This window comes from Candidatus Magnetobacterium casense, from assembly GCF_019173545.1.
GTDB lineage: Bacteria > Nitrospirota > Thermodesulfovibrionia > Thermodesulfovibrionales > Magnetobacteriaceae > Magnetobacterium > Magnetobacterium cryptolimnobacter.
The window spans coordinates 1-7,783 of sequence record NZ_JABXWD010000159.1; the positions used below are offsets into that span (position 1 = coordinate 1).

The following is a 7,783-nucleotide window of genomic DNA, read 5'->3' on the forward strand; positions in this document are numbered from 1 at the left end:
AGGAATGACAAACTTGGAAAAAGCCTGTAACTGTCATTCCTGCGAAAGCAGGAATCCATGCCTTTAAACCATGAAATTAATTTTACCATGCTTTTTAAAGAGGATACGATTGCGGCATAGAATCGCAAGTAATTTTCTTTGAGCAAAAAAATGGCGTCAATACCGTACATCCAATAGAAATTCTGCCTAACGGTAAATATCAGGAAGGTATGCCGGAATCATTTTACAACTTCTTCATCAAGGAAGACCTTTCAATACTGAGGCTGCAATAATGTGCATCGTAATTGACACAAATTGTATCAGTCGTGTGTTTGATACAGATAATGCCCAACACCATGAGTTTGAGCCTGTCTTTGAATGGATCACAAGAGGTAATGGTAAGATTGTTTATGGAGGTTCAACATACGCTAAAGAATTGGAAGAGATGAAAACCAGGCGGAATGTTCTAAAAGCATTTGACAGGGCCGGTAAGATTGTCTATATCGACGATGCTACTGTTGACGACAAGGAAGAGGAGTACAAGGCACACATTAACAACAGGGATTTTGATGATCCGCACATTGTTGCCATTATTGCCGTAAGTGGCGTAAAATTAGTGTGTACAAATGACGCTCGCTCCATCCCGTTTCTGAAAAACAAAAAGTTCTACCCGAAATGAGAATCCCCCAAGATTTACACCGCAAAGAAGAACGCCAACCTTCTCTGCGACGACAACATTGCCGGGTGTTGCAAGCCTGCCAAAAGACTTAACAAAACCATGTGGGAGCTTTTTACTTAATGATCGCATATTATAGCACGTTTCGATTGTGTGCGATACAAGAAAAGAAAGGGGCGGCTCCGCCCCCCTTCAGACCCCCCCGCAAGGGGACCAGTCCCCTTGACCCCGTAAAAATGCCGCATATTCTGTATTTAATCCAATCGAAATTTGCTATAATAAAGACATAGGAGGTAACGATATGACATTTGAAGATGTAATGACAGGCTTTGAAGTAATTAGAAAAAGCTCTGAAGAAACAGCAAGGGAACTCAAAGAAGTAGTCGCTGGACTTAAAGAAACACGGGAGACTGTTAATACACTAGCGGGAAAGTGGGGAAACTTTGTCGTAGGGTTAGTATTACCGGCTACAAAGAAAATGTTCCAGGAAAAAGGAATCGTTATAAAGAATATTTTCAAAGGCGCTGAAAGCGATGAGGAAAGCGCTAAAATGGAAATAGACATATTAGCGGTTAATGGTGACTATGTAGTAGCAATAGAGGTTAAAAGTACATTAGGGGTAGACGATGTAAATGATCATCTGAATAGACTGTTAAAGTTCAAACAAGCCTTTCCTCTATACGCTAATCTGACTGTTATTGGCGCCGTAGCAGGCATTGTCATAAACAAAGGAGTCGATAGATATGCATACCAGAAAGGTCTGTTTGTTATCGGGCAAAGTGGCGACACGGTCAGGATACTAAACGATGAGAAGTTTAAACCCCGATACTTCTAAACCGGGTTTCATCTGAACTATGTGGGTATTAATCAGGTGGCGTTACTGAAATAGCTTGTACCATATGGTCTTTTGAAACTCGATGAAGATGACCTTGGCACTATTTCTATATCTCCACCACCCCTGGAGATTTACATCTGAATCTGCTGCCGGATAGACAACCATGGTCATGCCGTTGCCGACAGCAAGGGGGTTGTAGACGTTTCGTGCCCTGGCAGTGTGATAATGAGACGTGACCAGGATAAATGACCTCGCACCCCTGTCCTTTAACAACCGCATGTTGACCTGTGCCTCGCCATCCGTACTAACCTGACTAAGCCTCTCATCAGACCACACGGCATATTCAGGCTCCACTCCGCTGTCCTTTAATTGCCTCAGATAGAGTTCTGCTATCGTTATCTTCCAATAGATCGGTCCACCCCAAAACACTATGTACTTACCGTATCCCTTCTTGAGTAACTCAACCGCAGCCATGAGACGCTCACCAGTGCCATCCCCGGTCAGTACAACAATGGCATCGCAGGGCTTGACATCGTCTTTATACACAAGTTGACTGGCCATGTAGTTCAGGATAGGTACGTGAAAGAAATACAGGACTATCAAAAGCACAACCATGACAATAGCCGCCCGTTTTATCAGACGTCCCTTGTGTTTTGATCTTCTGTCTATAAGCATTGCCTGATTATCCCTCCTACTGTTGCAGGCCCTGCAGACGCTGCCGTAGTTGCCGGTTTTCCTTTTGCAGGGCATACCACTTCAGCGCCTTGTCTATCGTATAGAGTATCTGTTCCTTCCTGAACGGCTTGGTGATAAAGTCAAAGCCACCCTTTTTGAGTGCCTCGGTTGCCGTTTCAAACGTTCCGTATGCCGTGATGATTATAACTGGCAGGTCGTTGTCTATGTTCTTTATGGCATCCAGTAGTTCAATGCCATCGAGGCCGGGCATCTTGAGGTCGGCTATGATCAGCTCAAAACTGCCGGCTTTAAGCAGATCGACTACCTCCAGGGGATTGTTGGTGGTCGTCACTCCGTAGGGGGTCTTGTCCTTTATGATCATGGATAGTAGCTTGAGCATGTCTGGTTCGTCGTCTACTATCAGTATTTTCTCTGGCATAATGTCTCCTCTGTATAAGATTTAAGTTAAAACGTTTGTGTGTAATTCCTCTGTTTTAGCGTGTTCTTCCGTTATAACGGTCTCCGCCGGTGTTGCGGGCAACGTGATGATAAACGTTGTGCCGGTGTCAGCCGACTCTTCTGCCGTCTTTGTTTCAAATCGGACAGTACCGCCATATTTGGTTATTATACCATAGCTGACCGACAAACCAAGTCCTGTCCCTTCGCCGACCTTCTTTGTCGTAAACAGTGGGTCAAAGACCTTCAGACGATGCTCCTTCCGGATACCCTCGCCGGTGTCCGCAAGTCTGATTTCAACACCACTGCCGGCATCAATGCTGTCGGTTGACACCGTCAACGCACCACCGCCCTTCATCGAAAACTCGGCGTTATTTATGATGTTTAACAACACCTGCTGAAGTTCCACCGGGTCTGCACGCACCACAGGCACTGCATCGGAGAGGTTCTTGGTGACGATTATCTTTTTTAGTTTCAGGTTTTTTCCGATAAATGAAAACAGTTCTTCTATGATCTCATTTATCCCCACAAGTTCGATCCGCTCATCGGGCTTGGTCTGCTCCGTGCAGCGGGCAAAGCTCAGGAGGTTTTCAACGACCCGTTTGGCATTGTTGGCCTGTTTTTCGATGATCTTCAGGATATCGTAGACGTCCGATCCGGGCGGTATCTTCTCTGAGAGCATGTCCGTAAAACCAAGTATTATGGCCATGGGGTTGTTTATCTCATGGGCAACACCGGCCACCATCGTCCCAAGAGAGGCCAGCTTTTCTGTGCGAATCATGTTCTGCTCTATCAGAAACTCTTCGGTTATATCACGCGCTATGCCCAGAACCGCATACATCGAACCCTTCTCATCAAGCAACGGGGTAAAATTTATGCTCAACCAGTAGTCCTTGCCGTCTATGTTGAGGCTAACCGTTTTCTGTTTGCTTACGTTGAAGTCGCAGACATCCCTGATTGCCTTTAGCACAAGCTCCCTGGCCTCCTGGGCAAAGAGACCACCAATACCCTTGCCCAAGACCTCCTTGGGTTTGGTCTTGAAAAACAGGTAGCCAAAGATGTTCATGGAAAGGATATTGGTATCCCTGTCAACCGAAAAAATCACGTCGTGGGCATTTTCCACCAGCGACCGGTACTGGCGGACGGACTTACGCAGCTCCCTGGTCTTTGTATCGACCTCAGTTGTCAGCGTGCTAGTCCAACTGGTCAGGATCCGGATTATCAACACAAACAGCAGGATCAACACCGATATGAACACTCCTCCGATGACAAACTGCCTCAACTGGATAGAGTGAACCTCATCCTCCACCTCGCTCAGTGGCGCAACCACCGCCACAGACCACGTGTGTGAACTGACCGAAACATTGACAGGCGTAAATGCTATCAGCTTGGTACAGGCGTGCTCACTGCCCAGGTGCCAACCCGATTGATACAGACTCATGCCCTCCTTGCCCATGAGCATCAGTTCACGTTGCAATTTGTTTATCTGCTCAAAGGACACGAGTGACTTCTTTTGCTTTCTGGCCTCAAAGGCATTTTTGCCTATGAAGGTAGTCTCAGGGTGATATAAAAACAGGCCATTGTTGTCAATCACCCAGGCATACCCGGTCTTGCCGGAGGTGATTGTGCCGGCTACCTTGCTTATGAGTGAGTTGACATCCACCGTAAAGACCATGACACCCTTAAAGGTGCCGGGTAACCCTGAGACGCCCGATTGCTCCCAGAGGGGCACGGCCATATCCATCAACAGCATGGTCTTGTCACCGGCTGAGGGGATGGCGTAGACCTCGCTTAACAGGACGCTGTTGGGGGCATTACGTGGTGTAGTGGTTACATTGGCCCACGTCAGATATACACTGTCTCTGGCGTATGGGTTGGTCTTGTTGTACCGGGCGTTGTCCAGCACGCAACTGATACGTCCGTCCTTGTCAATTACCCTGACCAGAAGCAGACCCTTGTCCCTTGAGCTTTCAAGAGACCTCCTGAGTTGACGCATCAGGTGATCGTCATCGTTGTATCTGTCAACGGGCCAGTATCTGATCATCTGGAGTTTGTCCGTTATCAGGTCAACGTTGTTTTTGATCTGTGTTGCCGCCCCACGGGCCAATAACAACTGTTGCAGGTTGAACTTGGAGATGACAAGCTCCCGCACCTGCGCTGCCGCCATCCACTCCAGAAACAGCACCGTTACCATCAAAAGCAGGGTTATTATCAGTAACACCCTGCTTAGATACTTGATGCTGCTCAGGGTAAGATATCTGGAAAACACTCTCGATAACCCCTTGCCCATTGTCTTATCTGCCCGAATCTAGTGTTTGGCCTTCTTCATTGAAAGCCCCAATCCCTCAAACACAAAGAATATGGCATAACCCCACATTATGGTATAAAACACGTAAAACACCAACAGTCCAATCAGCAACATTAGTTTATCAGAAACCTTCTGCGGTTGTATACCATAAAAATTATATGCCGGTTCCACGGCCTTTTTGACTACCGTGTTGACGTCCTTTGCTTCTTTGACTTTGCCGTCCTTTTCGAGCTTTTTGGTCATCTTGGAAAGGGCGCCCCACCAGGCCTTCATTACGGTCTTGCCGGGTTGTGCGTACCTGGCCTCCAACTGTTCACCTTTGTTTTGAAACATGGCCTCAGAGTCCTCAAGCACTACCCCAAGGAGCTTGCCCAGTGACCCCTCCACGCTCAGGGCGCCATTGTTTACGCCGGCCTTGACTCCGGCTGCCGTAAACAGCTTACCGGCCAACTCTGCCTCCTCCGGCTTGTCCAGGTTGACCGTCACCGATATGGGGCGTTCGTCCTTCTTTTTATTGCTTTCGATCAGCGCCGGTATAAAGTGGGAAGAACCCTTGGCCAGCTTATTAAACATATCGTCGGCATACACCAGACCATTTTTGCCATCACCAAAGACGGGTGAGAAGATGAGAAACAGCAGGCCGAAAAAACAAGCCGCAATTACTATGCCCTTAAAAAAAGCTCCCGTATTCTTAATCATAACCTACGCCTCCCCCGCGAATTTCTTGAGATTTCCAAAGAACTTGGCAAATATCCACACGGCAAAAAAACCAACAACAGCCCAAAACACTATATTACCGGTGCTTTCGATGAAGGAGCTGACGGATTTGGGAACATTTATCACGTCCAGTTCGGTAAACTTCTTTGGCAGCGTGGTAACCCTGTTAATGAATCCGGCCAATATGGACACGGCATAAAAGCCACGGATATGGGCACTCTTAACGACCGTTGTTGTCAGCGCCCCCACCTGGATACCTATCAGGGAGCCAAGGAGCATGCCCATGGCCAGCGTATAAAACACGTACCCGTATATGGCGTACTGCGTGATGGCGGCAAAGCCTGCGGTAAAGATTATCTGTAGTATATCGGTACCAACGGTGGTCATCGAGGAGACACCGAAGATGTAGACAAACATTGGGAAGGTTATAAATCCCCCTCCAACCCCCATGATGGCAGCCATGACACCGACAATCACACCGCCCAGGGCGACGATCACGCCGGAGATGCTTCTGCCACCGGGGACGTAGTCTTCGTCGAACTTTATCATCGGTGGCAAGTGTATATTCTGCACCTTGAACGTAATGCCTGGGGCTTCTGAGCCGCCGCCGTGGACGTCGCCGGTGTCGGGGGCGTTTCTGGTCTTCAGGAAGTCGATCAGTGCATACACCCCAAGAAAGCCCAGCAGCACGGCATAGATCAGGCTGATAAATGCCTCACTCAACAGTGGATTAAAGTCATAGAGTGTCTTGTTGATGTATCCCCCGATAAGCGCCCCGAAGGTGGAGCCAACCAGGAAGGCCACGGCCAGTTTCACGGAGACGTTGCCCAGTTTCTTGTGTATGGTGGTGCCCATAATTGCCTTGGCGAAGATGTGGAACAGGTCGGTGCCCACTGCCAGGATTCCCTTGACCCCTGCGGCCATCAGCGCCGGTGTGATGATGAATCCTCCACCTGCCCCTATGCAACCGGTGATGAGTCCTGCGGCCATGCCAATTGCTATGGAAACAACAAATATCTTGGTAGAGTAAAACGCCGGGCCGTATGCCGTCTTGGCGCCTATAAAGTCTCCGGCCTCCACAAATGCCACCGCCAGTATCGGTATGATACCGGCAAGGAGCAACCACACCCTCTTTTTGTTCTTAACGATGCTCATCGACACCTCATAGTCCCACTTGGCGTGCGCTATGGAAGCCGACTTCAAAACCTCAAATATCCTGCGTCCTATGCCCATTATACCTCCTAAAAGTATGTATATAGTTTTGTTGGTTTGTTGTTGCCTTGCTATTCAATGCGTGACCGGGTAATTGCAGATAACATGCCACCAACAAAGACCACCGTTTTCAACGGATATAGCGTCAACGACAGGCAGGGGGGGTGCAACTTTTTATTGCAGGGCTTCAGTGCATGTTTTTATTGCAGGGCTTTAGTGCATGTTTTTATTGCACCTTTGGGAAAGAATCAGGACGTGCAGTTTTTTGCATGCAAGGATTCCTTGCACCCACAGATTATAAAAACAAATAAAGTTCAATCGTATCCTCTCAAAAAAGCAGGGTAATTTTTATTTCACGTTTAAAAGGCATGGATTCCTGCTTTCCCCTGTTCAAGCCAGGGGCAGGCTGCGGAATGACAGTTACGGACGTTTTCTAAGTGTGTCATTCCTGGCTTGACCAGGAATCCAGTATGCGTAAAAGTATAGTTACCATGAAATATAAAGAAGATACGTTAAATCCAACCCCATGCCACCACCTATACTGGCAGCAAGGGTTGGACTGGAGCTAGCCGTACTATTTACCATTGCCTATGTTGCCACAAATGCCAGTGTCGTCACCTGTGTTGTCACAAACGTTCATGTTGTTATGAGTGCCAGTGTTGCCGTGATTGTTCGTGTTGCCACTATTGCCCATGTTACCGTGACTACCTGTACTACCGTGGTTGCCAGTGTTGCCACCATTACCCATGTTACCGTGACTACCACCATTGCCCATGTTGTTGTGAGTACCCGTGCTGCCACCACCATTGCCCATGTTGCTCATCATACACATGGCGTTGACCGGGATAACCACCACCAAAGTTACCATCAATACTGCAACTAACACCTGAAACTTTTTCATAACGTCCTCCTTTATTTTTTATTG

The 7,783-nt window shown here is 47.8% G+C and carries 8 protein-coding genes; 2 read left to right on the forward strand and 6 right to left on the reverse strand.

The annotated features are described in order from the left end of the window. Positions 1-307 precede the first annotated feature (307 nt). Positions 308-658: a hypothetical protein gene (locus tag HWQ67_RS09675; RefSeq protein ID WP_218252484.1), complete on the forward strand. Its 351-nt coding sequence runs from the start codon at positions 308-310 to the stop codon at positions 656-658. 298 nt (positions 659-956) lie between these two features. Further along, a complete protein-coding gene (locus HWQ67_RS09680) occupies positions 957-1,490 on the forward strand; it encodes a hypothetical protein (protein WP_218252485.1) in 534 nt (177 codons plus the stop codon). Between the two features lie 42 nt (positions 1,491-1,532). Here the strand turns inward: HWQ67_RS09680 and HWQ67_RS09685 are convergent, their stop codons facing one another. The 6 genes from HWQ67_RS09685 to HWQ67_RS09710 form a co-directional block, all read right to left on the reverse strand. Further along, positions 1,533-2,165 (reverse strand): YdcF family protein, encoded by a 633-nt coding sequence (locus HWQ67_RS09685; RefSeq protein WP_218252486.1) that lies wholly within the window; start codon positions 2,163-2,165, stop codon positions 1,533-1,535. Positions 2,166-2,181: 16 nt separating this feature from the next. Then, positions 2,182-2,604: a response regulator gene (locus HWQ67_RS09690; RefSeq protein WP_218252487.1), complete on the reverse strand. Its 423-nt coding sequence runs from the start codon at positions 2,602-2,604 to the stop codon at positions 2,182-2,184. A gap of 21 nt (positions 2,605-2,625) precedes the next feature. After that, entirely contained in the window at positions 2,626-4,911 is a 2,286-nt protein-coding gene (locus HWQ67_RS09695) for a sensor histidine kinase (RefSeq protein ID WP_218252488.1), read from the reverse strand. An 18-nt stretch (positions 4,912-4,929) separates the two neighbouring features. Then, positions 4,930-5,628 (reverse strand): hypothetical protein, encoded by a 699-nt coding sequence (locus tag HWQ67_RS09700; RefSeq protein WP_218252489.1) that lies wholly within the window; start codon positions 5,626-5,628, stop codon positions 4,930-4,932. A gap of 3 nt (positions 5,629-5,631) precedes the next feature. Continuing rightward, positions 5,632-6,879, reverse strand: coding sequence for a sulfite exporter TauE/SafE family protein (locus tag HWQ67_RS09705; protein WP_218252490.1), 1,248 nt, complete (start codon positions 6,877-6,879; stop codon positions 5,632-5,634). Between the two features lie 553 nt (positions 6,880-7,432). Next, the gene (locus tag HWQ67_RS09710; RefSeq protein WP_218252491.1) at positions 7,433-7,759 is read right to left on the reverse strand and encodes a hypothetical protein; all 327 of its coding nucleotides are present in this window, start codon (positions 7,757-7,759) and stop codon (positions 7,433-7,435) included. Positions 7,760-7,783: the final 24 nt, after the last annotated feature.

Bases quoted from the DNA above. Each gene is read 5' to 3' on its own strand.
- HWQ67_RS09685 (WP_218252486.1), bottom strand. From the start codon at position 2,165: ATGCTTATAGACAGAAGATCAAAACACAAGGGACGTCTGATAAAACGG.
- HWQ67_RS09690 (WP_218252487.1), bottom strand. From the start codon at position 2,604: ATGCCAGAGAAAATACTGATAGTAGACGACGAACCAGACATGCTCAAG.
- HWQ67_RS09705 (WP_218252490.1), bottom strand. From the start codon at position 6,879: ATGGGCATAGGACGCAGGATATTTGAGGTTTTGAAGTCGGCTTCCATA.
- HWQ67_RS09695 (WP_218252488.1), bottom strand. From the start codon at position 4,911: ATGGGCAAGGGGTTATCGAGAGTGTTTTCCAGATATCTTACCCTGAGC.
- HWQ67_RS09680 (WP_218252485.1), top strand. From the start codon at position 957: ATGACATTTGAAGATGTAATGACAGGCTTTGAAGTAATTAGAAAAAGC.
- HWQ67_RS09710 (WP_218252491.1), bottom strand. From the start codon at position 7,759: ATGAAAAAGTTTCAGGTGTTAGTTGCAGTATTGATGGTAACTTTGGTG.
- HWQ67_RS09700 (WP_218252489.1), bottom strand. From the start codon at position 5,628: ATGATTAAGAATACGGGAGCTTTTTTTAAGGGCATAGTAATTGCGGCT.